This window comes from Pseudomonas sp. NLJ1 (assembly GCF_049486705.1).
Lineage (GTDB): Bacteria > Pseudomonadota > Gammaproteobacteria > Pseudomonadales > Pseudomonadaceae > Aquipseudomonas > Aquipseudomonas inefficax.
The window spans coordinates 5,343,248-5,368,116 of the sequence record NZ_CP137735.1; the positions used below are offsets into that span (position 1 = coordinate 5,343,248).

The following is a 24,869-nucleotide window of genomic DNA, read 5'->3' on the forward strand; positions in this document are numbered from 1 at the left end:
AGGCAACCGCAATGACTCAAGCCACACATTACAACGTGCAAGCGCTCAATACCTTCGTCGAGCGGCTGTTCGAAAAGGCCGGTGCCGATACCGAAGTCGCCCAGGTAGTGACCCGGGTGCTCCTCGAAGGCGAGTTGCTGGGCCATCGCACCCATGGCCTGAATTTGGTCAGCCGCTACATCGACGGCATGCTCGGCGGGCAGGTCAAGGCCCGTGCGCAGGTACTGGAGCAGGTGTCGGACAGTGGCATTTCCAGCCTGTTCGATGGCCACTACGTGTTGGGGCCGTACTGCGTCAGCCGTGCCCTGGACTGCGCGGCAAAGGGCGCCACTTCGCAGGGTATCGGCATCGCCGTGGTACGCCGCGCCGCGCATATCGGCTGCCTGGCAGCCTACCTCAAGCCTTACACCGACCAGGGCCTGGTGGCCATGCTGTATTCCTCGGACCCGTCGGTAGGGCTGGTCTGCGCCCATGGCGGCGTCGATCCGGTGTATACCCCCAACCCGATCGCCGCGGGTATCCCGACCCAAGGCGAGCCGATTCTGCTGGACGTCAGCATGTCCACCGTCACCCTCGGCCTGGTCGGCCAGTGTCGCGACGCCGGTAGCCGTCTGCCGCATTCGGTGCTGGTAAGCAATGACGGGCAACTGAGCGACGACCCGCGCGACTTCTTCACCAGCCCGCAAGGCAGCATCCTGCCTTTGGGTGGCCAGGCCTTTGGCCACAAAGGTTTCGCCCTGGCGCTGCTGGTCGAAGCCTTGACCTCGGGGCTGGCCGGCCATGGCCGCAAGGATGCGCCAGACCAGTGGGGGGCCTCGGCCACCGCCGTGGTTATCGACCCGCAATTCTTCGGCGGCCTGCAAGCGTTCACCGACGAAACCAGCTTCCTCGGCCGACTGATACTGGCCAGCCGGCCGCTGGACCCCGAGCGCCCAGTGCGCCTGCCTGGGCAGGCTGGCCTTGCCTTGCGCCGCCAAGCCCTGGAGCAGGGCGCAAGCCTTTCGTCACAGCTGGTGGCCGACCTTGACCGCCTGGCCGGGCAGCTGCAACTGCCGGCACTTTCCCAATGAATGACAGTAAGGGTACACAGATGACTGATCGAGCGAACGGCAAGCGACCGCTGCCTCTGAAACACGATGCCAGCGCGTTCGACAGCGGCAGTTGGGTAGGGCGGGTGTGGCTGCCGGAGCAGGGCCCTGCGGTAGTGCTGGTGAGATCTGGCGCCGTGCACGATATCAGCGCCCATGTAGCCACCGTCTCGGCCCTGCTGGAAGTGGCCGACCCGGTGGCCTACCTGCGCAGCCTGCCGCTGGCCGAGCCGCTGATCGGGCTGCCAGCCTTGCTGGGCAACAGCGACCCGGCCCTGCGCAACCCGCACCAGCCATGGCTGCTGGCTCCCATCGACCTGCAGGCGGTGAAGGCCGCTGGGGTGACCTTCGCCACCAGCCTGCTGGAGCGCGTGGTGGAAGAGCAGGCCAAGGGCGACCCGGCCAAGGCCGATGCCATCCGTGACACCCTGGCCAGCCGCATCGGTGCCGACCTGTCACAGATCGTGCCGGGCTCGGCCCAGGCCGAAGCGCTGCGCAAGGTGCTGGTGGAGCAGGGCCTTTGGTCGCAGTACCTGGAAGTGGGGATTGGCCCGGACGCCGAGGTGTTCACCAAGGCCCAGCCGCTGTCGGCGGTCGGCCACGGCGCCGAAATCGGCATCCACCCCAAGTCGAGCTGGAACAACCCCGAGCCTGAAGTGGTGCTGGCGGTGTCGAGCGATGGTTGCATCAAGGGCGCGATGCTCGGCAACGATGTCAACCTGCGCGACTTCGAAGGCCGTAGCGCCTTGCTGCTGTCCAAAGCCAAGGACAACAATGCCTCCACCGCGCTCGGCCCGTTGCTGCGCCTGTTCGACGAAAGCTTCGGCCTGGACGATGTGCGCGCCGCCGAGGTGGAGTTGCAGGTGGTGGGTGAAGACGGCTTCATCCTCGCCGGCAGCAGTTCCATGCGCCAGATCAGCCGCGACCCGCAGGACCTGGTGCAGCAAACCCTCAACGAGAACCATCAGTACCCCGACGGCCTGGTGCTGTTCCTCGGTACCTTGTTCGCCCCCAAACAGGACCGCGACCAACCGGGCAACGGCTTCACCCACAAGCCGGGCGATGTAGTGAGCATCAGCAACCCTCAACTGGGTACCCTGTGCAACCGCGTGACCACCAGCGACCTGGCGCCGCAGTGGCACTTTGGCCTGCGTGCACTGATCGACAGCCTCGGCCGGCGCGGCCTGCTGGACGTTGCAACCACCGCGCGCCTGCCCTGAGCGGCGCGCTGCGTCAGGGAGGGCGCAGCTTGAACGAAGGATCGCCACGGCGCTGACAGCGCGGCAACAATAATAATAAAGGTCATCACATGAACCCTATGAAGAAGTACCAACGCATCACCGTCGTGTTCCTGCTACTGATCGGCATCGTCAACTACCTGGACCGTAGTGCACTGTCGATCGCCAACACCTCGATCCAGAAAGACATGATGATCAGCCCGTCGCAGATGGGCATCCTGTTGTCGGCGTTTTCCATTGCCTATGCCTTCGCCCAGCTGCCGATGGGCATGATCATCGACCGCCTGGGCAGCAAGATCGCCCTCGGTGCCTCGCTGCTGGGCTGGTCGGTAGCCCAGGCAGCGTTCGGCATGGTCAACAGCTTTGCCGGCTTCATGGGCCTGCGGGTGCTGCTGGGGATTGGCGAGGCGCCGATGTTTCCGTCGGCGGCCAAGGCCCTGTCGGAGTGGTTCGATGCCAACGAACGCGGCACCCCGACCGGCGTGGTCTGGTCCTCGACCTGCCTCGGCCCGTGCCTGGCGCCACCCTTGCTGACGCTGTTCATGGTCAACTTTGGCTGGCGCGGCATGTTCATCATCACCGGTGTGATCGGTGTGGTGCTGGCGCTGTGCTGGCTGACCTTCTACAAAAGCAAGGCACGCTACCTGGCGGAGCTGGCTGCCGAAGGCAAGCCGTTGCCGAGCGGGCAGCAGGTGCCGGCAGCCGCTGCACAAGCGCCGAAGGCCTCGTACTTCGCCGGCTGGCTTGACCTGTTCAAGCACCGTAGTACCTGGGGGGCGGTGCTGGGCTTCATGGGCGTGATCTACATGCTCTGGCTGCACCTGACCTGGCTGCCTGGGTACTTCGAGCGCGAGCATGGCCTGGACCTGTACAAGACCGCCTGGGTGGTGTCGCTGGCCTATGGCTTTGGTGCCGCGGGCACGATCGTCGCCGGGCGCTTCTGCGATTTGCTGGTCAAGCGCGGCATGAGCGTGCTGGCCAGCCGCAAGTTCAGCGTCATCACCGGCCTGGTGCTGGCGGCGCTGTTCACCCTGCCGCTGTCGTTCGTCACCGGCCTGACCGGTTGCGTCATCCTGCTGTGCCTGGCGCTGTTCAGCATCAACATGGCCAGTGCCACTGCCTGGATGATCGTCAACACCATCGTCGACAGCCAGCGCGTGGCCTCGTTTGGCTCGATCCAGAACTTCGGCGGCTACATCGCCGGCTCGGTGGCGCCGATCGTCACCGGCTTCAGCATCCAGTATTCGGGATCCTTCACCACGGCGTTCATGATCAGCGCGGTGGTGGCGCTGTGTTCGGCGGTGGCCTACTTCCTGCTGTTGCAGGCGCCGATTGGCAGTGCCAAGGTCAAGGCGGCGGAGATGGTTGCCGCGACGGAACAGGTGTGAATTCTGGGGGGCGCTTTGCGCCCCAATCGCGACGCAAGGCCGCTCCCACAGGTCTCGCGCGGGTTTCAGCAGCACTGCAATACCTTGTGGGAGCGGCCTTGCGTCGCGATTGGGCTGCAAAGCAGCCCCCAAGCCGATAGCCGATCGTTGAGCTGACCCACGGCACTTGCCAGGCATGCTGGTCTGTATGTATAACCAGTATTCATTCCAGCCGCCTGACCCCACACAGTGATCGCCCATTCCGTCGACGACCCGTTCTACTACCTGCACAATTTCCGCCAGGTGCTGCTGTGGGTCGAACAGCGCTACGAAGACCTGCTCGACGAGCAGGAACTCGCTTTCATCCGCACCTTCGGCCAACTGGACGCCCCGGCACAGGCCCTGATGGTGCGCATGGTCATGCGCAAGGGCGAGCTGTTTCGCAGCGACCGCCTCGATTATGCCGAAATCGGCGATACCGGGCAGGCCCTGCAGCCGCTGCTGGCCCTCGGCTGGGTGCGGGAACCCGCGCAACTGGCGCTGGAACAATTGTTTGCCCTGCTGCGCAAGGACGAACTTGCCCGCTGTTTTGCCCCACAGCTGAGCCGGCCCCGCGCCGCCAAGCATGACCTGCTTGCACAACTGCAACCCCTGGGCCTGCAAGCCCGGTCATTGGCCGAGTGGTTCCCGGACAGCGGCATGCGCATCCTCCAGTGGTGCCTGCAACCCTTGTGCGACCGCATGCGCCTACTGTTCTTCGGCAACCTGTATCAATCCTGGTCGGACTTCGTTCTCGCCGACCTCGGCCTGTTGCGCTACGAACAGGTGCCGTTCAGCACCGACTCGCGTGCCTTGCAGCAACGTGCCGAAGTCGACCTGGCCATGGCCTTGCACCAGTGCGCCGAGCGCCTGGAGCAGGGTGACGACCCGCTGTCGATCCTGGCAGCCATGCAGGGCCTGCACAGCGACAACCCGTGGCTGGCCCGGCGCCATGCGCGCCTGCAATTCGCCCTGGGCCAGCAATGCGAACGCCTGGGCGACTGGGCGCAGGCCATGGCCGTATACAGGCAGTGCAGCCATGCCCAGGCGCGCATCCGCCAGGTGCGGGTGCTGGAGCGCAGCGAGCAGTGGCCCCAGGCCCATGCGCTGGCGCTGCAACTGGCGGCGGCACCGGCCAATGCCCTGGAAGTGCAGGCGCTGGAACGTATGTTGCCGCGCCTGGCCCGCAAACTCGGTGGCCCGCCACAGCGGCGCCAGCGTGTCGCGCCCCTGGAACTGATCGAGCTGGAGCTGCCCCGGGAACTGGCAGCGCTGGGTGTGGAGGAGGCGGTATGCCAGCACCTGGCCGAAGCCGGTGGACATGTGCATTACGTGGAGAACACGCTGTTCAACAGCCTGTTCGGCCTGCTGTGCTGGGAGGCGATCTTCGCCCCGGTGCCTGGCGCGTTCTTCAACCCGTTCCAGGCCGCCCCACAGGACCTGCACGACGGCGACTTCCTGCAACGCCGCAGTGCTCTGTTCGAGCTTTGCCTGGGGCGGCTCGAAGATGGCAGCCATCACCGGGCGATTCTCGACTGCTACGCCGCCAAGCAAGGCCTGCAGTCGCCGTTCGTGTTCTGGTCCACGCTCAGTGAGCAATTGCTTGAGCAAGCCCTGGCCTGCCTGCCGGCGGCCCATTTGAAACAGTGCTTCCTGCGCCTGCTGCAGGACATTCGCAACAACCGCGCCGGCATGCCCGACCTGATCCAGTTCTGGCCCGAGCAGGGGCGCTACCGCATGGTCGAGGTCAAGGGCCCAGGCGACCGCCTGCAGGACAACCAGTTGCGCTGGCTGGAGTTTTGCCGCGCCCACGGCTTGCCTGTCGCGGTGTGCCATGTGCGCTGGAGCGAAACGCCGTGAGCTACAGCGTGGCGGTACGCGCCTTGTGCGAATTCAGCGCCAAGGTCGGTGACCTGGACCTGCGCTTCACCCCATCACCCACCGCCCAGGAGGGGATCGAAGGGCATCGGCGGGTGGTGGCGCGACGCGGTGCGGGCTATGAGTCGGAAATTGCCCTCGAAGGCCAGTTCCAAACCCTGAAGGTGCGTGGCCGCGCCGACGGTTACGACCCCGCCTGCAACCGCCTGGAAGAGATCAAGACCCACCGTGGCGACCTGTCGCGCCAGCCGGCCAACCATCGCCAGCTGCACTGGGCGCAGGCCAAGGTCTATGGCTGGTTGATGTGCCAGGCAAGGCAACTGCCGGCCATCGAGGTGGCGCTGGTTTATCTTGACGTCGACAGCGATGGCCAGACGCTGATCAGTGAACACTGCACGGCTGCCGAACTGCAAGCCTTCTTCGAAACCCAGTGCCAACGCTTTCTGGCTTGGGCACAGGGGCAGGAGCAGCGCCTGGCCGAGCGTAACCAGGGCCTGCAAGCCCTGGGCTTCCCTTATCCGGTGTTCCGCCAAGGCCAGCGACAACTGGCAGAAACCCTGTACAAGGCGGCGAGCACCGGCCGTTGCCTGATGGCGCAGGCCAGTACCGGAATTGGCAAGACCCTCGGTACGTTGTTCCCCCTGCTCAAGGCCATGGTGCCGCAGCAACTGGACAAGCTGTTCTTTCTCACGGCCAAGACCCCGGGCCGGGCCTTGGCCCTGGATGCCATGCGCCAGATCACCGGCGCCACGCCGCAGCCGGCCTTGCGCACGCTGGAACTGATCGCCCGCGACAAAGCCTGCGAGCACCCCGACAAGGCCTGCCATGGCGAGTCCTGCCCCTTGGCCGCAGGCTTCTACGATCGCCTGCCGGCCGCGCGCGCGGCGGCGGCAGCGTTGCCGCTGCTCGACCGCGCCCAGCTGCGCGAAGTGGCCCTGGCGCACCAGGTGTGCCCGTATTACCTGGGCCAGGAAATGGCGCGCTGGGTAGATGTGCTGGTGGCGGACTACAACTACTACTTCGATGCCCATGCCTTGTTGTTCGGCCTGACCCAGGCCAACCAGTGGCGGGTCGCGGTGCTGGTGGACGAGGCGCACAACCTGGTCGAGCGCGGCCGCGGCATGTACAGCGCCAGCCTCGACCAGGGCCAGCTGCTGGCCCTGCGCCAGAGCAAACCGCACGGGCTGACCGGTGCGCTGGACCGGCTGAACCGGCAGTGGAACGCCCTCTACAAGGAGCAGCGTGCGCCGTACCAGGCCAGCGAGTCGCTGCCAGACGCTTTGCTGCGTGCCTTGCAGCAATGCATCGGGCTGATTCAGGAGCAGATGAACCAGGCGCCTGCGCAAGTGGACCCGCAGGTGCTGCAGTTCTTCTACCAGGCGTTGCAGTTCAGCCGGGTTGCCGAGCTGTTCGACGAGCACTTCCTGTTCGACATCAGCCAACGCCAGGGCCCGCGCAAGCGGCGGCTGGCCACCCTGTGCCTGCGCAATGTCACCCCGGCGCGGCTGTTGGGCCCGCGCATGCAGGCGGCGCGCAGCGTGACGCTGTTTTCCGCTACCCTGAGCCCACGGCATTTCTACAGCGACCTGCTGGGCATGCCGGCCGATACCGCCTGGCTGGAAGTGGCTGCGCCGTTCCGCGCCGAACAGCTGGAAGTGCGCATCGCCAGCCAGGTATCCACCCGTTACCAGCAACGCCAGGCTTCGCTGGCGCCGATCGTCGAGCTGATTGCCCGGCAGTACGAGCGCATGCCGGGCAACTACCTGGCGTTCTTCAGCAGTTTCGAGTACCTGCAACAGGTGGCCGCGCTGCTGGCCGAACGGCATGCACAGATACCCATGTGGGCCCAGGAGCCGGGCATGGACGAAGCAGCTCGTCAGGGCTTTCTCGACCGTTTTGTGGCGGATGGCCGCGGGGTGGGCTTTGCGGTGCTGGGCGGTGCATTCGGGGAGGGGGTGGACTTGCCGGGCACGCGGCTGATCGGCGCGTTTGTCGCCACCCTCGGGCTACCCCAGGTCAACCCGGTCAACGAGCAGTTCAAGCAGCGCCTGGGGCGGCAGTTTGGTGCGGGGTTCGATTACGCCTATCTCTACCCGGGCGTGCGCAAGGTCATCCAGGCGGCAGGCCGGGTCATCCGGGGCGACCAGGACCGTGGCGTACTGGTTCTGATCGACGAGCGCTTCGCCGAACCCCGGGTGCAGCAGATGTTCCCTGGGTGGTGGCCGACGCCGGGAGGCTAGCCCGGCATACCGTCAACTCGTGGCCGCAGCAAAATGGGCAGGTAGTGGCGCAGGAACAGCAATAGCGCCAGGCTCCAGCACACGACCGAAAGGCTCACCCCCAGCGGCGTGAACAGCGGCAGCACCACCCTTGCCAGCGCCGCCAGTTGTATCAAGGCAAAGGCCCAGGCAATGCTGGTCGGCACGTGCAGCGGCCTGCCGGTGTGGCCCAGGCTGACCCGTGCCATCATCGCCAGGATCAAGCCGCTCATGGCGCCCACGGTCAGGGCGTGGGTCACCAGGCTCGGGCTTACTGCCACCCCGGCATGCCACAACGCCATGCCCAGGCAGGCAATGGCAATCCAGGCATAGGCCAGGTGCAGCGACCACAGCAGGGGCACCCGCCACAAACCACGTTCATGCCACAAGGCCAGGCGGGCCGTATGCAGGGCGAACAAGGCGCCGAACAGCACGGCCAGGGCGATACGTGGCGTATCGGCCGCGCCCGAGGCAAAGGCCAGCGGTACCGCCACGCTCAGCAGCAGGCATGCCCGGTCCAGCCAGGGGCGGGCAGGGGCCGGGGCCATGTTGCCCAGGCCGCGCCGGGTGAAGAACGGGATCACCCGCCCGCCAAGCACGGTCATCATCGCGACCACCAGCCACAACCCGGCAAACACCCCTCGGCGCTGCCACAGTTCGTCCTGGCGCAGCCAACCGACCAAGGTCAGCCACTGGCAGGCGGCGATCAGCAGCACCAGGCCGACGATCGGGTAGTTGTTACGCAAGCGCCGCTGCACGATCGGCCGTGCCAGGGCCAGTGCCACCAGTGGCAGGAAGCTGCCCTCGACAACTACCAGCAAGCTGCCCGGTAACGGCAGGAACCAACTCGCCCGGCCCAGCAGCCAAAGCAGGAACAAGCCCTGCAGCGCGCGCCCGCTCAAACCTGGAATACCGCTCCAGTTCTGCACTGCAGTGAGCAGGAAACCCGCGATGATGGCGACAGCGAAGCCATAGAGCATCTCATGGCGGTGCCAGGCAAGCATGCCGCCGGGGGGCGTGGACTGCAGTGCTCCGGCCAGCACGCCGGCCCACAACAGCAAGGCAAGTAGCGCGAACAAACTGCCACCCAGGAAGAATGGGCGGAAACCCAGGCCCCAGACGGCATGGCGTGGGCGTGAATCGACCGGCTGCACAAGCATGGGCGGACCTTCGTTCGTTCAGTAGGCTCAATTGGGGTAAGATCACGATCCGTGCCAACTTCAAACCCCTTGCATATCAAGGTGATGGCACCTCTTCGGGTCAGAATGACATGCGTATCCTGCTGTTGTTTTGACCTGCTTGTTTGTCGTATTGACTTGCTTCAGGGTTTGGCCCGTTCACCGCTGGCCAACGCTTCGCTACAGGATTCACGTTTTGTCCGACCTCTCGAAAAATCCGCTGCTGCAGTACATGGCCCGCCTGGCCCCATCCAGCCAGCAAACCATGCGCTACATCCTTCAGGACGCTGCCGACCGGCTGGGTTTTGTCGACTGCAATATCGTCGATGTGCCCTGGCATCGGCTGGAGCCCGGCCATGTGATCGCCCTGGTGGCGGCGCTGCGTGCTGACGGTTATGCCCCCAACAGCTCGTCGCTGTACGTCAACGCCATCCGCGGTGTGATGAACGAAGCCTGGCGCCAGGGCCTGATCGATCACGAGCAGTTGCTGCGCATTCGCGAGGTCAAGCCGGACACTGGCAGCCGGCTTCCGCCGGGGCGCAACCTGCGTCGCAGCCTGATTCGCGAGCTGATGGATGTGTGTGCGGCCGATCCACGGCCGCAGGGTGTGCGTGACGCGGCGATCATCGCCTTGCTTTACGGTACCGGCATGCGCAAGTCGGAATCGGTGGACATCGACCTGGACCAGGTCGACTTCGAGGCGCGCAGCCTGCAGGTGCTGGGCAAGGGCAACCGTCAGCTGATCAAGTACGCCCCGCCATGGGCGTTCGAGAAGTTGCAGGCCTGGCTGGACCTGCGCCGCCAGGACTTGCCGGCAGGGGCCGAGGACGACCCGTTCCTGTTCAACCGCATCCGCCGTGGCAGCCATATCACCCGGGCGCGTATCACCAAGCATGCCATTTACTACATCGCCCGCCAGCGTGGCGCGCAGGTGGGCGTGAAGATCATGCCGCACGACTTCCGTCGGGCGTTCATCACCCGGGTTATCGAAGAGCACGACCTGTCCATTGCACAGAAGCTGGCGCATCACGCGAACATCCAGACCACGGCCATTTATGACCGACGCGATGACAACGAGCGTCGGCGTGCGGTGGACCGCTTCGATTACTGAGGCTCTGCCGCTGTATGGAAAACTTGCTCCATCCCTGTGGGAGCGGGTTCACCCGCGAACACGGGCGAAGCCCGTGCCATGCACTGAGTTGGATTCTTCGCGGGTAAACCCGCTCCCACAGAGGCGGTCTCGCAGCACCGGGTAATTTTTTCCTTGAAATGGCCCGGCACCGAAACAGGGCCAAAGCACGCCCCTGCCTTGTGCGCCATCTCCCCGTATGCCCGATGCCAGAGCGGCTGTGGCAAAAGTTTCATCTGCGTTTACCTGCGGAGTTGGCCCGCAACCTGCTATATCCAGCCTGCGAATTTGATCGAGTGGTCAGGCCGCACGCGCCGTAGCCGTGCGTGCCTGACCCTCTAAACGGCCAGCAGGCCACGGATTTCAGGGGCCGCAGGATGTCGCTCGCGGAGCAGATCGAACAACAACACGATGATGCAGGCTGGAGCGCTCACCTGCAGTTGCGCTTCGTCAGGCGCGACGAGGTGACCCGCCTTGGTGCGTGGCGGCATTTCGGACCTCTTTTGGTGCAGCGGCCGTTCTATCCGGAAGGTGCCCCGTGCCATGTCTACGTGCTGCACCCACCCGGCGGCATCGTCGCCGGCGACCGCCTGGAGCTGGACATTCAGCTGGAACCGGGCAGCCACGCGCTGCTGACCATGCCCGGCGCCAGCAAGTTCTACCGCAGCATCGGCCCGACCGCGCGGCTGGCCCAGCGCTTTCATCTGGGCGCCGACAGCACCCTGGAGTGGCTGCCGCAGGACAGCATCTTCTTCTCCGGCGCCCGCGCCAGCCTCGACAGCCGTTTCACCCTCGAACCGGGCGCGCGCCTGCTGGCCTGGGAAACCCTTTGCCTGGGGCGTCCGGTGATGGGCGAACGTTTCGACCACGGTGCCGTCGATAGCTGCCTGCATATCCAGCTGCCCGATGAAGTGGGCCTGCACGAGCGCCTGCGCATCGAAGGCGGGCGCCTGGACAAGCTTGGCGGGCACCCGCTGCTGGCCACCTTCTGCGCGGCACCAGCCGACCAGGCCGTGCTGGAGCGGGTGCGCCCGCTGTTCGACGAGATGGCCAACCCGGCCGGCGCGACCCTGCTCGGGTCGTTGCTGGTGATCCGCGTGCTCGACCATGACAACCAACACCTGCAACGCACCCTGCAACGCCTGTGGCATGTGCTGCGCCCGGCCGTCCTCGGCCTGCCGGCCTGCCCGCCGCGAATCTGGGCCACCTGAGAGAGCGCCATGGAGCTGACCCCGAGAGAGAAAGACAAACTGCTGCTGTTCACCGCCGCGCTGCTGGCGGAGCGGCGCCTGGCCCGCGGCCTGAAGCTCAACTACCCGGAAGCGGTGGCGCTGATCAGTGCCGCCGTCCTCGAAGGCGCCCGTGATGGCCGCACCGTCGCCGAACTGATGAGCCTGGGGCGCGAAGTACTGAGCCGCGAGCAGGTAATGCCTGGCATTGCCGAAATGCTCCACGACGTGCAGGTCGAAGCGACCTTCCCGGATGGCACCAAGCTGGTGACCGTGCATGACCCCATCGTCTGACATTGCCCAGGAGCCCCGCATGATCCCAGGTGAAATCCAGGTCGCCGCTGGCGACATCGAGCTGAACAGCGGCCGCGCGACGGTCAGCGTCAGCGTGGCCAACCATGGCGACCGGCCAGTGCAGGTCGGCTCGCACTACCACTTCTACGAAGTCAACGAGGCGCTGGTGTTCGAGCGCGCTCCGACCCTGGGCTTTCGTTTGGACATCCCTGCTGGTACAGCCGTGCGTTTCGAGCCCGGCCAGGCGCGTACCGTGCAACTGGTGGCTTACGCCGGCAAACGTGAGGTTTATGGCTTCCAGGGCAAGGTGATGGGCGCGCTGGAGGGCAGGGCATGAGCCGCATTTCCCGCCAGGCCTATGCTGACATGTTCGGCCCCACCGTGGGCGACCGCGTACGCCTGGCCGACACCGCGCTGTGGGTCGAGGTGGAGCACGACTTCACCATCTATGGCGAAGAGGTCAAGTTCGGTGGCGGCAAGGTCATCCGCGATGGCATGGGGCAGGGCCAGATGCTGGCCGCCGAAGCCATGGACCTGGTACTGACCAATGCTCTGATCATCGACCACTGGGGCATCGTCAAGGCCGATATCGGCATCAAGCATGGGCGTATCGCGGTGATCGGCAAGGCGGGCAACCCCGATGTGCAGCCGGGCGTGAACGTGCCGGTGGGCCCCGGCACCGAGGTAATCGCCGCCGAGGGCAAGATCGTCACCGCCGGCGGCGTCGACTCGCACATCCATTTCATCTGCCCGCAGCAGGTGGACGAGGCGCTGAACAGTGGTGTCACAACGTTCATCGGCGGCGGCACCGGGCCAGCCACCGGCACCAACGCCACTACCTGCACGCCCGGCCCCTGGTACCTGGCGCGCATGCTCCAGGCCGCCGACAGCCTGCCGATCAACATCGGCTTGCTGGGCAAGGGCAACGCCTCGCGGCCGGAAGCACTGCGCGAGCAGATCGCGGCCGGCGCCGTGGGCCTCAAGCTGCACGAAGACTGGGGTTCGACTCCAGCAGCCATCGACTGCTGCCTGGGCGTGGCCGAGGAAATGGACATCCAGGTGGCGATCCACACCGACACCCTCAACGAGTCCGGCTGCATCGAAGAAACCCTGGCGGCCATTGGCGACCGTACCATCCACACCTTCCACACCGAGGGTGCCGGTGGTGGTCACGCCCCGGACATCATTCGCGCGGCGGGGCAGGCCAACGTGTTGCCATCCTCGACCAACCCGACCTTGCCGTACACGATCAACACCGTGGACGAGCACCTGGACATGCTCATGGTCTGCCACCACCTGGACCCGAGCATCGCCGAAGACGTGGCCTTTGCCGAGTCGCGCATCCGTCGCGAAACCATTGCCGCCGAGGACATCCTCCACGACATGGGCGCCTTTGCCATGACCTCGTCTGACTCGCAGGCCATGGGCCGGGTTGGCGAGGTGGTACTGCGCACTTGGCAGGTGGCCCACCAGATGAAGTTGCGCCGTGGGCCACTGGCGCCGGACACCAGCTACAGCGACAACTTCCGGGTCAAGCGCTACATCGCCAAGTACACCATCAACCCGGCACTGACCCACGGCATCGGCCACGAAGTGGGCTCGGTGGAAGTCGGCAAGCTGGCCGACCTGGTGCTGTGGGCCCCGGCGTTCTTTGCGGTCAAGCCGGCCCTGGTGATCAAGGGCGGGATGATCGTCACCGCGCCCATGGGTGATATCAATGGTTCCATCCCCACACCGCAACCGGTGCATTACCGCCCGATGTTCGGTGCCTTGGGCGCGGCACGGCATGCCACGCGCATGACCTTCCTGCCCCAGGCGGCGATGGAGCGCGGCCTGGCCGAGGAGCTGAACCTGCGCAGCCTGATCGGCGTGGCCCACGGCTGCCGCCGGGTGCGCAAGCCCGACATGGTCCATAACACCCTGCAGCCGCTGATCGAGGTCGATGCACAGACCTACCAGGTGCGTGCCGATGGTGAACTGCTGGTCTGCGAGCCGGCCCGCGAACTGCCGCTGGCCCAGCGTTACTTCCTGTTCTGAAGGAGCCCCGATGATTGTCTTGACCCGCCGTATCACCGAGCCCGGCAAGCTGAGCGAAACCGGCACCGTTACCCTGGACGTGGACAGCCGCATCAAGAGCCGCCTGCGGGTGACCCTGGATGATGGCCGCGAGGCAGGGCTGATGCTCGAACGCGGCCACCTGCTGCGCGGAGGGGAACTGCTGGCCGATGCCGAGGGCACCCAGCTGATCCGTGTGCTGGCGGCGCCGGAGGCAGTGTCCACGGTGCGCTGCGCCGACCCGCACCTGCTGGCCCGTGCGGCCTATCACCTGGGCAACCGCCATGTGCCGCTGCAGATCGAGCCCGGCCTGTTGCGCTTCCAGCACGACCACGTGCTGGACGACATGTTGCGTGGCCTGGGCCTGACGGTAGACGCCGAACTGGCGCCGTTCGAGCCTGAAGCGGGTGCCTACCAAAGCGCGCCGCACAGCCATAGCCATGCCCACGGGCACGATCACCCGTTCGTGCGCCTGCCTGCCCATTCCTGAACTGCCTGGAGCAACCGATGAAAAAGACTTTCGCCCTGTTTCTGCTGATGCTGGCTCTGCCTGCCTTCGCCCACCCCGGCCACGACGCCAACCCGCTGCAGGACGGCCTGTTGCACCCGCTGACCGGCCTTGATCACCTGCTGATGCTGTTGGGCACCGGTGTGCTCGCCGCGTTGACCCGGCGTAGCCTGACACTACCCTTGGCAACCCTGGTGGCGATGTTCGGCGGTGCGGTGTGCGGCCACCTGTTCGGCGATGTACTGGGCATGGAAACCCTGATCGCCGTGTCGCTGCTGGTGGCTGCTGGTGCAGTGCTGCTGCCCAGCCGCCAGCTGCTGCTGGCCATGGCCATGCCGGTGTTCGCCCTGTTCCATGGCTGGGCCCATGGCGTGGAAGCCACGCCAAGTGCGTTCTGGCAGTTCAGCGCCGGCTTCGTCACGGTCAGCGGCCTGTTGCTGGCGGTCGGCTTTGCGGTTGGTTGCCTGTTGCGCAGGCACAGCGGCCTGCAGAAGGCCTTTGGCGGTGGCCTGCTGGCCGGAGCCGCGCTGGTTCTGGCCGGTTGATGGCCAGCGACCTGGCGCTGTTGCGCCTGCTGCAACTGGCCAGCCCTGGCTTGCCGGTGGGCGGCTTTACCTACTCGCAAGGCCTGGAGTGGGCGGTCGAGGCGGGCTGGGTACGGGATGTGGATGGTTTCGCTGCCTGGCAGCGGGAGCAGATCGACGACACCCTGGCCTGCCTCGACTGGCCGGTGCTGGCGCGCCTGTACCACGCCTGCCAGGCCGAGGACGCCGAGGCCTTCGGCCATTGGAGCCGCTTTCTGCTGGCCAACCGCGAAACCGCCGAGCTGCGTCTGGAAGAACAGCAGCGCGGTGCGGCGCTGGCACGGCTGCTGGACGGCTGGCAACTGGGCCAGGCGCCGGCCTGGCGGGCCAGCCTCGAACTCTCCCAGCTGGGCGGTATGGCCTGGCTGGCTGCGCACTGGAACATCCCGTTGCGCCAGTTGGCCCTGGGCCATGGTTTTGCCTGGCTGGAGGGCGCGGTAATGGCCGGGGTCAAGCTGGTGCCGTTCGGCCAGCAGGCTGCCCAGACCTTGCTGCATGACCTGGGGGCAGGGCTGCCCGCGGCCCTCGACCAGGCACTGGGCCTGGGCGACGACCAGCTAGGCGGCGGCCTGCCGCTGCTGGCCATTGCCTCATCGCGTCACGAAACCCAATACACCCGTTTGTTCCGTTCCTGAGGACTGCCTGCATGCAAAGCTATCAACAACCCCTGCGCGTCGGTGTCGGCGGCCCGGTCGGCTCCGGCAAGACGGCGCTGCTCGAAGCCTTGTGCAAGGCCATGCGCGACCACTACCAGATCGCCGTGGTCACCAACGATATCTACACCAAGGAAGACCAGCGCATCCTCACCGAAGCAGGGGCCCTCGAGCCGGAGCGCATCGTCGGCGTGGAAACCGGCGGCTGTCCGCACACGGCGATACGTGAAGACGCCTCGATGAACCTGGCGGCGGTCGAAGCACTGGCGCGCAAGTTTGGCAACCTCGAGGTGATCTTCGTCGAAAGCGGCGGTGACAACCTGAGTGCTACCTTCAGCCCGGAGCTGGCCGACCTGACCATCTACGTGATCGATGTGGCCGAAGGCGAGAAGATCCCGCGCAAGGGTGGGCCGGGGATTACCAAGTCGGATTTCCTGGTGATCAACAAGACCGACCTGGCGCCCTATGTGGGGGCTTCGCTGGAAGTGATGGAGCGCGATACCCAGCGCATGCGCCCGCAGCGGCCATGGACCTTCAGTAACCTGAAGAAGGGTGAGGGGCTGCAGGCGGTGATCGACTTCATCGTCGAGCGCGGGATGCTGGGTGTGCGCGGCTGATGTAACGGGTTGAACGCAGTCTGCACCATGGCGCAATTCCTGTGGGAGCGGGTTTACCCGCGAACACCGGCGCAGCCGGTGCCATCCACCGCGTTGGCTTCTTCGCGGCTAAAGCCGCTCCCACAGGGATAAATGTTGCCTCACGTTATGTATGGCAGCAGTGGGGTTTGTCTGGCTGCCCTTCATAGCGATCATGGTGCCGCACCCAGTCCATGGTCCCACCTTCGTTGCGCCCCAGTGGCGCAATGTCGAGGAAGTTGTAGGTGTTGACCAGGATATCCAGCCCGCGAGCATAGGTTGAGTAGGTATGGTAAACGCTGCCATCCGGCTCGCGGTAGAACGCACTCAGCCCGGGAAGCTCGCTTTCATCGCCCTCATATGGCTCATAGTTGTACTGCCGCTGGCCCTCGCTGCCGACGCTGACGCCAAAGTCCTCGTTGAACCCGCTGCCATTCGACGAATACCAGGGGAACTGCCAGCCCATGCGCTGGCGGAACGCCTGGAACTCGGCATACGGCGCCCGCGACACCGCTACCAGCGACACGTCATGATGCGCCAGGTGCAGGTTGGCGCCGTCGAAATGGTCGGCCAGGAACGAGCAGCCGTGGCAACCTTCGCTCCAGCCCTCGGCGAACATGAAGTGGTAAACCAGCAATTGGCTGCGGCCAGCGAACAGGTCGGCCAGGCTCAGTTCGCCGTGCGGCCCCTGGAAGCGATAGTCGTGTTCCACCTTGACCCAGGGCAGGGCGCGACGGGCTGCGGCCAGCGCGTCGCGGTGGTGGGTAAAGGCTTTTTCGTGCAGCCACAGCTGGCGGCGGGCCGCCAGCCACTGGCTGCGGGAAACCACCGGGTGCCTGCTTTCGCTCGTGCTCATGGTGCTGTCTCCACATTGGGGGATTCACACACTAGTCGAGCACGGGCGGGTTGAATCGACAGGCCGCGGCGGCCGGGCGATGAGTGGTACTGCTCAGCCCGAATGGGCGATATGCCCATCGGCCAGTTCATCCGCTGCTTCATCTTCCCCAGGCAGCGCGGTGATCACGCTGAAGTCGCTGACCTCCACCTGGCCACCGCCATGCCCAAGCAAATGGAAGGAAAACGCCTTGCGCGCGGTCGGGTTGTCGAAGCTGAACTCCATCTCCAGCGGCTCGTCGGCGGTGACTTTCACTTCGTCAGGCAAGCCCAGCGGTACGTCCTGCTCCAGCTGCTTGGCCTTGAGCTGGATATAGGCTGCGCGCTTGGGGTCCAGCGAGCGTACCTTGACCCGTACGCGGGTATGCGAACCCTCGGGCATCTCCAGATACTGGGCGCCGATCAGGTTGTCGGCCCAGTCATCTTTGATGCGCTTGCGCAGCTGGATCGGCGACGGGCCGCCGAACTGGTAGCGCAGGTTGAGCGGTGTTTGCAGCAGGGACTGGTCGAGCACCCCGGCGAGGGCGCCGATCTGCTGGCCGAGCAGGTTGTCGCCCGGGCCCAGGTAACGCGCCTGGTCGGCGATGAAGCCCACGCTGGCGTAACGCCGACAACGCTGCTGGAAGTCGCATTCGGTGAACACCCCCTGGCCATCGTGATAACGCAGCATGCCGTTGGTGTAGGAGATCATTTCGCGACCGCTATCGTAGTCGCGGTAAAGCGAGCGACCGCCGAGCGCCACGGGGATGGGCAGGGCAAAGTAGTCGAGCAGGGAGGTGGCCAGGTCGATATGGCCGTAGGTACCGTGCTTGATCCGTGGCAACTGCGCCTGCTCCGGCGCCAGGGTGAGGTTGAAGCCCCAGGAAGAGGCCAGGCGCACACCGTCGATGCCGTGGGACTCGTCGGAAGTCACCACCACCAGGGTGTCCTTGAGTACGCCCTGACGCTCGAGGTTGTCGAGGAATGCACCGAGTGCGTCGTCCAGGTAGGCGACTGCCGCCTGTTTCGGCGTGTCGTAGCGTTCCAGGTACTCGGCCGGCGCCGAGTACGGCTGGTGGGTGCCTACGGTGAGCAGGGTCAGCATCCAGGGCTTGTCCTGCTTTTGCAACTGGCCGACGTAGTCCAGCGCACCCTCGAAGAAGGCGCGGTCATCCTTGCCCCAGGGGAAGTCCAGGTAGTTCTTGTTGCGGAACCATTCCAGGCCGTGCACCGCATCAAAGCCGATGTGCGGCATGATGCGGTCCTTGGCCATGAAGCGCAGGCCGGCGCCCTGCAGGAAGTGGGTGGTGAAGCCGGCCTGGCGCAACTGCGCCGGCAGGCAGGCCTGGTTGCGTTCGTTCTGGGTCAGCAGCTCCACGCCCTTGGGCGTACCGTTGGCCAGCTTGTCGTAGTCACCGCACAGCATCGCGTACAGGCCACGGATGGTCTGATGGGTATGCAGCACGTAGTCCGGGGTGTTCATGCCGCGCTCGGCCCACTGGCTGAGCTTGGGCATCAGTTCTTCGTCGAAGCGGCTCTGCAGGGCCTGGCGGTTGGGCCGCAAATAGGCCCCAGGGATGCCTTCCACGGTGATGACCAGCAGGTTGCGGGCATTGCCTGGCCCGGCGAGCAGGCGCTGGCCATGCAGGTCGGACTGGGTCAGGCCAGTGCTGGCCAGCGGGGTGAAGGTTTTTGTCTGGCCCATCCAGCCTTCGACCTGGCGCTGCAGGTTGCCGGCCCCGGCCGACAGCAACTGGTGGGTGAGGTTGTATTGCCGCCATTGGTCGGCGTCGGAAGGTACCAGTTGCTGGCTGCCCCAATGGACGCCAAACAGCAGCAACGGAATGGCCCAGGCCTTGCGTGGCAGCGGCTGGTCGGGTTGTGTGCGGCTGCGCCAGGCGATGGCCAGCCAGGTCAGCAGGCCGGCGCCCATGGTCCACGGCAGCCAGGCATGGGCCAGGCCGCCACCGGTCGAATTCTCCATGAACTGCGGGTCGAGCAGGTACGTCAGGTCGGCGCTGGTGGGCAAACGGCCCACCGCGCTCACCAGTTCGGCCGAAGCCACCCAGAGGGCCGCCCAGGCCAGCAATACGGGGAGCGCCAGCCACCATGGCCGACGGTGCAGCAGCAAGACCAGCAAGCTGCCGAGTGCAAGGTCGGACAGGTAACCGAGCGGGTTGGACCAACCCAGCATGGCGCGCGTACCCAGTGGGATCACCAGTACCAGGGCCGCCAGGGCGACAAGCCGGGTACGTGGGTGGTCTGACAGGTTCTTCACGAAAACATCCCTTTTGCCATTAAATCGTCATGCAACTGTGCTTGATGATAACAGGCCGCGACATGGAAGGCGGTCCGGGACAAGGTTGGTAACCATGAGCCGGGCCCTTTCGCGCAGGCCCGGCCGATGGCAAGTATCAGAAGTAGTAGGGGAATTTCAGGCTGAAGGAAAAGTCCGGCGCGTCATCGGTCAGACCAATGGCCAGGTTGGGCACGATGGTCAGGTTGTCGGTGGCGGCGAAGGTCATGCCGATGTTGAAGTTGGCTGCGTTGTAGTCGCTGTTGGAGATCGACTGCCAGTCGCCGCCATCCGGTTTTATCTTGCTCTTGCGGGCGAACTGGTCGGACACCGAGAACGACATGCTCATCTTCTCGTTCAGGGCAAAGGCGATACCGCCACCGATCTGCCAGGAGTCGCCCAGCTTCACGTCGCCCGGCACCTTGCTGTTGACCTGTGGGCTGATGTCGCTGAACGAGTCTTGCATGTTGTAGGTGTAGGACAGGCTGCCGAACAGCACGGCCGGGTCGAACGTCTTGACCAGCGAGATGCCCGGTGTGATCGACCAGACGCCATTGCCGGTCGGCAGGCTTTCCGGTACCGACAGGTTGTCGTTGCCCTCGACCTGGCGCAGTTTGATGCCATAGGGGTCTTTGCCGGTCGGCGCCTTGATGCGCAAGGTAGCGACGGCGTCAGGCCAGGTCTCGTCTTCGTCGAGGAACTTGTAGGCGACACCGACGTTGACGTCGCCGATTTCCGGGTCGCGGGTCACGGTTTCGTCCGAGGTGCTCGCCCCGGCGCCCCCTGCACCGCCGGAAGAGTAGGTGGATTCGCGGTACACCACCGGGACGTTGATGTCGAATTGCCAACGCTGGGCGAGGTTGTAGCGGGCGGTCATGTCCAGGGTCCAGTTATCTGCCTTCACCCGGTCAAGGTTGATACTGCCGAGGAAGATCGAGTCCAGTGCCAGGAAGCCGTTGAGCACCAGCGCCCGGGTATCGTAGTGGGTATAGGTGACACCGGTCTCGAAGCTGAACTTGCCGCCGCCGAAGAAGCCGCTGGCCTCGTCATACAGGTTGGAAACGCTTTGCGCAGGCTCGGCGTCGTCGGTCAGCGCCTGGCCATAGGAGCTGCCAGTGGTGCCCGGTGCGCCCGATGCCACCGTCTGTGCGCCTTTGACCCCTTCGGCCGGGGACCTGACCAGGCGTTTGGGCGGCGCTGCTGCCGGGGTTTCCTCGACCTGGCGTACGCGCTGCTCCAGCACCATCAGCGCCTGTTGCTGTGCCTCGTAACGCTGCTTGAGCTCGAGCAGTTCCTGCTTCAGCGCTTCGACCTGCGGGTCGGCAGCTGCGAAAAGGGAAGTGGCCGGAGCCAGGGTGGTCAAACAGACAATGGCGCTGAGCGTGAATGATCGGTGCATGGATTTGCCGTCCCTTTCGACTGCCTTAGAACTTGGAGATCAATAGCCGAATGTGCGCAGGCCCTTCAGCTGGTCGAGGCTGCCGTTCAACGAAGCGGCTGTCGGCACGCTCTCGCGCATGACCACATTCAGGGATGTGACGTTGTTGACATGGTTGCCATTGCCAAGCAGCGTCGAGTTCTGCATCAGCCCGCCCTGGGCCAGGCGCTGTACGCTGCTGCCCTGGTTGTTGCTGGCATTGATGTTCAGCTGCACGCCCGCACCGGTGGACGACACGCTGAGCGAGCCGGCACCGTTTTTGCCGACCAGGGTCTGGCCCGCAGCCAGTGCCTGGCCTTGCGGTTGCGTGGCTGGGGCCTGGTTGGCCTTGGTCACCTTGATGTCGACATTGTTGTAGGCGGTGTTGTTGTCACCGGCCGCGCGTACGACCTGGGTCACCCCTTCGGTGCTGTTGAGCCCGCTGCCCCCGGTGACCGTACCGTTGCCGGCAGGCGCGGCGCCGCTGGTGGTCGAACCGCTGCCTTTCTCGTCGATCATCGATACATGAAACTGCGGCTTGATGGTCGACTGCTGGATCTGCAGGGTGGAGGTCGCACCGATCACTTCACCGTTGGCGTTCTGCCAGGTGCTGGTCATGACGATGCCGAAACTGACGATGCGCCCCGGCAGCACATAGCGCCCGCGCAAGTTCGCCAATTCCTGGTCCTTCAGTTCGATGGGCTTGAACGTTTCGGCGTGGGCCGGCAGGCTGGCTGCCAGGCAAACCACTGCGAGCCATGGTGCAGTCTTCATAGGGGTGCTCCCCGGAGCCTCGTGCTCCTTGTCGTTGCAAGAGTCGTTAGAAGAAGTCGCTTTTGATGAAACCGAAGTCCAGCAGCTCTGCATCCTGCACCGGGGTGAAGTCGTTCACCCGGCCCTTTGCGGTCAGGGGCAGGGGCGGGTCGAGCAGGACGTTGTTCTTGTCGTAGCCTTGGCCGATCACGGCGAAGATGATGCCGTTCCAGCCCCTGAGAAAGTCGTCGACCTTGTAGCGCTTGTGGCCCAGTACCGGGTCACCGATATACACCCAGCCCTTGTCCAACTTCTGCATGACCACGAAGTGCTTGTAGCCACGCACGTCCATCAGCACCACGACCGGGATACGTACGCTGTGCAGGGTCTCGGCTGCCACCCGGTAGCCGCGGGCACGCATCCCCAGGCTTTCCACGTAGCGTTTCATGTCCAGCATCGAGAAGCCTTGCGTGCGCACCAGGTCCTGGTCGGCGTGGGCCAGCATGCCTTCGATGATTTGTTGCTCGTCCACGTCCAGCCAGTAGGCCTGGCGCAGGATGGTGGCCAGCGCGGCGGCGCCGCAGCTGAAGTCGGTCTTCTGTTGCACCAGGTCGGCGAACTTGCGCTCGCGCAGGCTCTGGATGGGCTTGAACACCACGGCGCCGCCCGGCAGGACGGACAGCGGCATTTGTGCGGCTTCGCTCACGCTGGCCAGGCACAGCAAAAACGCCAGAGCAATGATGCGCATGATCGGATGCCTTCCGGTTCTGTTGAAGAAAGGCCCCCCGAAGGGGGCCTCAAGCACAGCGATCAGAACGAGGTGTTGGAGATGGCCAGCGAGTTGCTCTGCTGGTTGCCCACACCGGCTGCCACGTTCACGCCCAGGTTGCCGCTGCCACCGTTCACCGAACCGCTAAGGGTTGCAGTGTTGGTAACAGGGTTGGCCCAGCCGGTCGGGGTCAGCACTTGGAAGGACACGGTATTGCTCAAGTCGTAAGCACTGCTTTCGCTGTAGCTCTTCGACACGTCGTTCGACGATTGAGACGATTTCTCGCCAGACTTTTCAAACGCCGATTCCGATGCGTTGGCATAGGACGACTCGTGAGCCTTCTCATACGAGGAGTCGCGAGACTTTTCGTAGCTCGATTGGCGGGCCTTGTCGTACGACGAGTCGAACGCCTTCTCGAACGACGCGTCGTGCGAGCTTTCCTGCGAGCGGTCGACATCCACGTTGAGCGAGGCATTGAGCGAGGCATCGAAGCTGTTGGTGCGAGTACGCTCGCGACGGCCGTCATCGGTGGTCACGGTACGCGTCGCATCGGCAGCAGCGGCCAGGGTGGCGTTCAGGCTGGAACTGCTGGACGAACTGGCGTTGCTGGCCATCGAACCACTGGCATTCCAGCTATTGGAGCCGCTGGCAGTGGAACTGCGCGAACCACTGGCGTTCATGCTGCTCGAACCACTGGAGGCCCAGCCACTGGAGCCGCTGGAACTCGCACTTTGCGAGCCGGCCACGCTGAAGCTCGAGGACGAGCTGCGGTCGTCAGTCGAGTTGAACGTGCCCTCACGCGAACTGGAACCGCTCTTGGTGGTGGTGATGGTCAGCGTATCCACCCGGTAGGTGCGGTCGGCGCCGTTGTTCACCGTCAGGCCTGGACCGTTCTGGTCGGCAGAGGCGGTGGCAGTGGCATTGCCCAGTGGGGCACCGGTGTTGGCGATGGCCATGGTGTTTTTCTGCTGGTTCAGGTCGCCGCCAGCAATGTTGACGCCGACGTTACCCTCCGCACCATCGGCCGAGCCGGTCATGACCGCCGAGTTCTGGGTGGACCAGTTGTCGACACGGTTGTTGTTGCTGAACTGGCGAACGTCAGCGGTGGCTTCGGCGGTTCCGAACACGAAGCTGTTGTCCAGGCTGGATTCGGACGAGGCGTTGGCGATGGCCGCAGCGTTGTCCTGCTGGTTGCCGTTACCGGCCGCCACGTTGACACCTACGTTGCCGCTGGCACCCGCGGCCGAGCTGCTCATCTCGGCTTCGTTGATGGTGCCCTGGTTGGTGATGGTGTTGCCGGTACTGCGCTGGCTGTCTATGGCATTGGCAGTGGCAAACACAGGGATCCTGGTGGGAGGAGGCGTGTGCTGCCCGTTGTTATGGTGACCATTGTGGTGCCCGCCACGCCGGTCGTTCTGATCAGCTTGTACAGCAACAGCCATGACCGCAGCAATTGCGAAAACCAGAGGCTTTATTGCCATCGAGGGTTTCATGGTGATTCTCCGTACGCTATTGGGTTAAGTGTCGTTCTTGACTGGAAGGGTCAATCCGCGACCCGGATGCTCAGGGTGTTGGCCATGCGGTTTCCCACCCCGGCACTCTGGTTCAACTGAATCACTCCACGGCTACCGGTGAAGGCCTGGTCACTGGTGGTGACCTGGCGATGGCCAGTTGAAGTGTCAATCGGACCGGAGTTGTTGAGCAGCGCCACGTTCTGCTGCATGAGGACGCTGTCGTCGATGCTTTGCGGCTGGGCACCGATACTGATGCTCAGTGCGTTCGCTTGCTGGGTGTTGGCGCCGGCGCTCTGGTTGATCCCCAGGGCGCCGCTACCGTTGCTGAAGGCGTCGCCCTGTATGGTCGAGCGTGCGTCCATTGCGGGGCCTGCGGGGGTGTTCAGCCGTTGCCGGATCTGCGTGTTGGCGCTAGCTGCTGGCCCTACAGCGAAGGCGCGCGCGTTGGCCTGTTGCTGCTGGTCACCGGCCGCCTGGTTGACCGACAGGTTGCCCTGGTAACGGCTGCCCGAGCCGTCGATGTCGGCGTTGTTGATCACGGGAACCGGGGATTGCGCGAAGGCCGAGGTACTGCACAGCGTGGCCAGGATCAGCAGCGTGTGCTTCATCTCACTTGCCTCCGGTCAGGATCTGCAGCGGCGCCAGGCCGCGCTGCACACTCGAATTGACCATGTTCGATATGCCGTTGCCCGAGCCCGTACCGCGGCCACCGGCCAGGTTGGGCAGTTGGGACGGGTTGCCGAGGTTGCCGCCCAGGTTGTTGGTCTGCTGGGTGATCAGGGTGCCGATACCCGCACCGCTGCTGATGTTGGCAAAGTCTCCATCACTCAGTTCGCTGGTTTGCTTGAGGATGTGGGCGGAAGGGTTGGCATTGACGGTGGTGGGGTTGGGGTCGGGTCGTAACGGCGGGACTACGGCGTTGCGTGTCTGCACATCACGGGTTATCACGATGATGCCGTTGTCGGCCTGGGCCGACAGGCTCAACGAGCCCAGCACACAGCCCATCAGCAACAGGTGATAAAGGCGTTTGTCAGTTTTCCTCACGACGGCAACTCCTTCAATGAGCGCTGGCCCTGTTCAGCGATGCGAACGAGGGAGCAGAAGGTGTGCCGCT

General features: G+C 64.8%; 23 protein-coding genes. 14 read left to right on the top strand and 9 right to left on the bottom strand.

From position 1 onward, the window contains the following. Nucleotides 1-11: 11 nt before the first annotated feature. From R9B85_RS24110 to R9B85_RS24130, 5 genes are all read left to right on the top strand, one after another. On the top strand, nt 12-1,070 hold the full coding sequence (locus R9B85_RS24110) for an Ldh family oxidoreductase (RefSeq protein ID WP_207879075.1): 1,059 nt from the start codon (nt 12-14) through the stop codon (nt 1,068-1,070). 20 nt (nt 1,071-1,090) lie between these two features. Beyond that, a complete protein-coding gene (locus R9B85_RS24115) occupies nt 1,091-2,308 on the top strand; it encodes a fumarylacetoacetate hydrolase family protein (RefSeq protein ID WP_252378573.1) in 1,218 nt (405 codons plus the stop codon). Nucleotides 2,309-2,406: 98 nt separating this feature from the next. Continuing rightward, on the top strand, nt 2,407-3,714 hold the full coding sequence (locus tag R9B85_RS24120; RefSeq protein ID WP_423771078.1) for an MFS transporter: 1,308 nt from the start codon (nt 2,407-2,409) through the stop codon (nt 3,712-3,714). Nucleotides 3,715-3,942: 228 nt separating this feature from the next. After that, complete coding sequence (locus tag R9B85_RS24125) at nt 3,943-5,592, top strand: VRR-NUC domain-containing protein (protein WP_423770655.1); 1,650 nt, start codon at nt 3,943-3,945, stop codon at nt 5,590-5,592. Continuing rightward, nucleotides 5,589-7,850, top strand: coding sequence for an ATP-dependent DNA helicase (locus R9B85_RS24130; RefSeq protein ID WP_112253901.1), 2,262 nt, complete (start codon nt 5,589-5,591; stop codon nt 7,848-7,850). Before R9B85_RS24125 ends, R9B85_RS24130 begins: the two co-directional genes overlap by 4 nt. On the opposite strand, the gene R9B85_RS24135 is transcribed toward R9B85_RS24130, so the two are convergent. Continuing rightward, nucleotides 7,847-9,028 (bottom strand): NnrS family protein, encoded by a 1,182-nt coding sequence (locus R9B85_RS24135; protein WP_207879071.1) that lies wholly within the window; start codon nt 9,026-9,028, stop codon nt 7,847-7,849. The two genes, R9B85_RS24130 and R9B85_RS24135, sit on opposite strands and share 4 nt — an antisense overlap. 214 nt (nt 9,029-9,242) lie before the next feature. Between R9B85_RS24135 and R9B85_RS24140 the strand changes: the two genes are divergently transcribed. From R9B85_RS24140 to ureG, 9 genes are all read left to right on the top strand, one after another. After that, nucleotides 9,243-10,157, top strand: coding sequence for a site-specific integrase (locus R9B85_RS24140; protein ID WP_087500663.1), 915 nt, complete (start codon nt 9,243-9,245; stop codon nt 10,155-10,157). Nucleotides 10,158-10,552: 395 nt separating this feature from the next. After that, the gene (locus R9B85_RS24145) at nt 10,553-11,386 is read left to right on the top strand and encodes an urease accessory protein UreD (RefSeq protein WP_112253904.1); all 834 of its coding nucleotides are present in this window, start codon (nt 10,553-10,555) and stop codon (nt 11,384-11,386) included. 9 nt (nt 11,387-11,395) lie between these two features. Next, nucleotides 11,396-11,698 (top strand): urease subunit gamma, encoded by a 303-nt coding sequence (locus R9B85_RS24150; RefSeq protein ID WP_003256923.1) that lies wholly within the window; start codon nt 11,396-11,398, stop codon nt 11,696-11,698. A gap of 19 nt (nt 11,699-11,717) precedes the next feature. Further along, complete coding sequence (locus R9B85_RS24155; RefSeq protein WP_015270155.1) at nt 11,718-12,035, top strand: urease subunit beta; 318 nt, start codon at nt 11,718-11,720, stop codon at nt 12,033-12,035. Continuing rightward, complete coding sequence (gene ureC / locus R9B85_RS24160) at nt 12,032-13,735, top strand: urease subunit alpha (RefSeq protein ID WP_423770656.1); 1,704 nt, start codon at nt 12,032-12,034, stop codon at nt 13,733-13,735. Before R9B85_RS24155 ends, ureC begins: the two co-directional genes overlap by 4 nt. Before the next feature lie 10 nt (nt 13,736-13,745). Continuing rightward, nucleotides 13,746-14,243 (top strand): urease accessory protein UreE, encoded by a 498-nt coding sequence (gene ureE / locus R9B85_RS24165; RefSeq protein WP_112253906.1) that lies wholly within the window; start codon nt 13,746-13,748, stop codon nt 14,241-14,243. Nucleotides 14,244-14,260: 17 nt separating this feature from the next. Beyond that, nucleotides 14,261-14,806 (top strand): HupE/UreJ family protein, encoded by a 546-nt coding sequence (locus R9B85_RS24170; RefSeq protein WP_423770657.1) that lies wholly within the window; start codon nt 14,261-14,263, stop codon nt 14,804-14,806. Beyond that, complete coding sequence (locus R9B85_RS24175) at nt 14,806-15,480, top strand: urease accessory protein UreF (RefSeq protein WP_112253908.1); 675 nt, start codon at nt 14,806-14,808, stop codon at nt 15,478-15,480. Before R9B85_RS24170 ends, R9B85_RS24175 begins: the two co-directional genes overlap by 1 nt. A gap of 11 nt (nt 15,481-15,491) precedes the next feature. Beyond that, nucleotides 15,492-16,115, top strand: a complete 624-nt coding sequence (ureG, locus tag R9B85_RS24180) for an urease accessory protein UreG (RefSeq protein WP_010953755.1) — start codon at nt 15,492-15,494, stop codon at nt 16,113-16,115. Between the two features lie 145 nt (nt 16,116-16,260). On the opposite strand, the gene R9B85_RS24185 is transcribed toward ureG, so the two are convergent. The 8 genes from R9B85_RS24185 to R9B85_RS24220 all read right to left on the bottom strand — a co-directional run bounded on the left by R9B85_RS24185 (nt 16,261) and on the right by R9B85_RS24220 (nt 24,799). Beyond that, complete coding sequence (locus R9B85_RS24185; protein ID WP_112253910.1) at nt 16,261-16,989, bottom strand: DUF899 domain-containing protein; 729 nt, start codon at nt 16,987-16,989, stop codon at nt 16,261-16,263. A 93-nt stretch (nt 16,990-17,082) separates the two neighbouring features. Then, nucleotides 17,083-19,284 carry an LTA synthase family protein gene (locus R9B85_RS24190; protein ID WP_207879065.1) on the bottom strand — a complete coding sequence of 734 codons (2,202 nt, stop codon included), beginning with the start codon at nt 19,282-19,284 and terminating at the stop codon, nt 17,083-17,085. Nucleotides 19,285-19,420: 136 nt separating this feature from the next. Next, nucleotides 19,421-20,701, bottom strand: coding sequence for a hypothetical protein (locus R9B85_RS24195; protein ID WP_112253912.1), 1,281 nt, complete (start codon nt 20,699-20,701; stop codon nt 19,421-19,423). A 39-nt stretch (nt 20,702-20,740) separates the two neighbouring features. After that, nucleotides 20,741-21,493 (bottom strand): hypothetical protein, encoded by a 753-nt coding sequence (locus R9B85_RS24200; RefSeq protein WP_112253913.1) that lies wholly within the window; start codon nt 21,491-21,493, stop codon nt 20,741-20,743. 46 nt (nt 21,494-21,539) lie between these two features. Further along, nucleotides 21,540-22,220 carry a C39 family peptidase gene (locus R9B85_RS24205; protein ID WP_423770658.1) on the bottom strand — a complete coding sequence of 227 codons (681 nt, stop codon included), beginning with the start codon at nt 22,218-22,220 and terminating at the stop codon, nt 21,540-21,542. A gap of 62 nt (nt 22,221-22,282) precedes the next feature. Further along, the gene (locus R9B85_RS24210) at nt 22,283-23,734 is read right to left on the bottom strand and encodes a heme utilization protein (RefSeq protein ID WP_112253915.1); all 1,452 of its coding nucleotides are present in this window, start codon (nt 23,732-23,734) and stop codon (nt 22,283-22,285) included. Between the two features lie 50 nt (nt 23,735-23,784). After that, nucleotides 23,785-24,363: an adhesin gene (locus R9B85_RS24215; protein WP_112253916.1), complete on the bottom strand. Its 579-nt coding sequence runs from the start codon at nt 24,361-24,363 to the stop codon at nt 23,785-23,787. A 1-nt stretch (nt 24,364) separates the two neighbouring features. Next, nucleotides 24,365-24,799, bottom strand: coding sequence for a hypothetical protein (locus tag R9B85_RS24220; protein WP_112253917.1), 435 nt, complete (start codon nt 24,797-24,799; stop codon nt 24,365-24,367). Nucleotides 24,800-24,869: the final 70 nt, after the last annotated feature.

Bases quoted from the DNA above. Each gene is read 5' to 3' on its own strand.
- R9B85_RS24110 (WP_207879075.1), top strand. From the start codon at position 12: ATGACTCAAGCCACACATTACAACGTGCAAGCGCTCAATACCTTCGTC.
- R9B85_RS24115 (WP_252378573.1), top strand. From the start codon at position 1,091: ATGACTGATCGAGCGAACGGCAAGCGACCGCTGCCTCTGAAACACGAT.
- R9B85_RS24120 (WP_423771078.1), top strand. From the start codon at position 2,407: ATGAAGAAGTACCAACGCATCACCGTCGTGTTCCTGCTACTGATCGGC.
- R9B85_RS24135 (WP_207879071.1), bottom strand. From the start codon at position 9,028: ATGCTTGTGCAGCCGGTCGATTCACGCCCACGCCATGCCGTCTGGGGC.
- R9B85_RS24145 (WP_112253904.1), top strand. From the start codon at position 10,553: ATGTCGCTCGCGGAGCAGATCGAACAACAACACGATGATGCAGGCTGG.
- R9B85_RS24150 (WP_003256923.1), top strand. From the start codon at position 11,396: ATGGAGCTGACCCCGAGAGAGAAAGACAAACTGCTGCTGTTCACCGCC.
- R9B85_RS24155 (WP_015270155.1), top strand. From the start codon at position 11,718: ATGATCCCAGGTGAAATCCAGGTCGCCGCTGGCGACATCGAGCTGAAC.
- ureC (WP_423770656.1), top strand. From the start codon at position 12,032: ATGAGCCGCATTTCCCGCCAGGCCTATGCTGACATGTTCGGCCCCACC.
- ureE (WP_112253906.1), top strand. From the start codon at position 13,746: ATGATTGTCTTGACCCGCCGTATCACCGAGCCCGGCAAGCTGAGCGAA.
- R9B85_RS24170 (WP_423770657.1), top strand. From the start codon at position 14,261: ATGAAAAAGACTTTCGCCCTGTTTCTGCTGATGCTGGCTCTGCCTGCC.
- R9B85_RS24175 (WP_112253908.1), top strand. From the start codon at position 14,806: ATGGCCAGCGACCTGGCGCTGTTGCGCCTGCTGCAACTGGCCAGCCCT.
- ureG (WP_010953755.1), top strand. From the start codon at position 15,492: ATGCAAAGCTATCAACAACCCCTGCGCGTCGGTGTCGGCGGCCCGGTC.
- R9B85_RS24185 (WP_112253910.1), bottom strand. From the start codon at position 16,989: ATGAGCACGAGCGAAAGCAGGCACCCGGTGGTTTCCCGCAGCCAGTGG.
- R9B85_RS24195 (WP_112253912.1), bottom strand. From the start codon at position 20,701: ATGCACCGATCATTCACGCTCAGCGCCATTGTCTGTTTGACCACCCTG.
- R9B85_RS24200 (WP_112253913.1), bottom strand. From the start codon at position 21,493: ATGAAGACTGCACCATGGCTCGCAGTGGTTTGCCTGGCAGCCAGCCTG.
- R9B85_RS24205 (WP_423770658.1), bottom strand. From the start codon at position 22,220: ATGCGCATCATTGCTCTGGCGTTTTTGCTGTGCCTGGCCAGCGTGAGC.
- R9B85_RS24210 (WP_112253915.1), bottom strand. From the start codon at position 23,734: ATGAAACCCTCGATGGCAATAAAGCCTCTGGTTTTCGCAATTGCTGCG.
- R9B85_RS24215 (WP_112253916.1), bottom strand. From the start codon at position 24,363: ATGAAGCACACGCTGCTGATCCTGGCCACGCTGTGCAGTACCTCGGCC.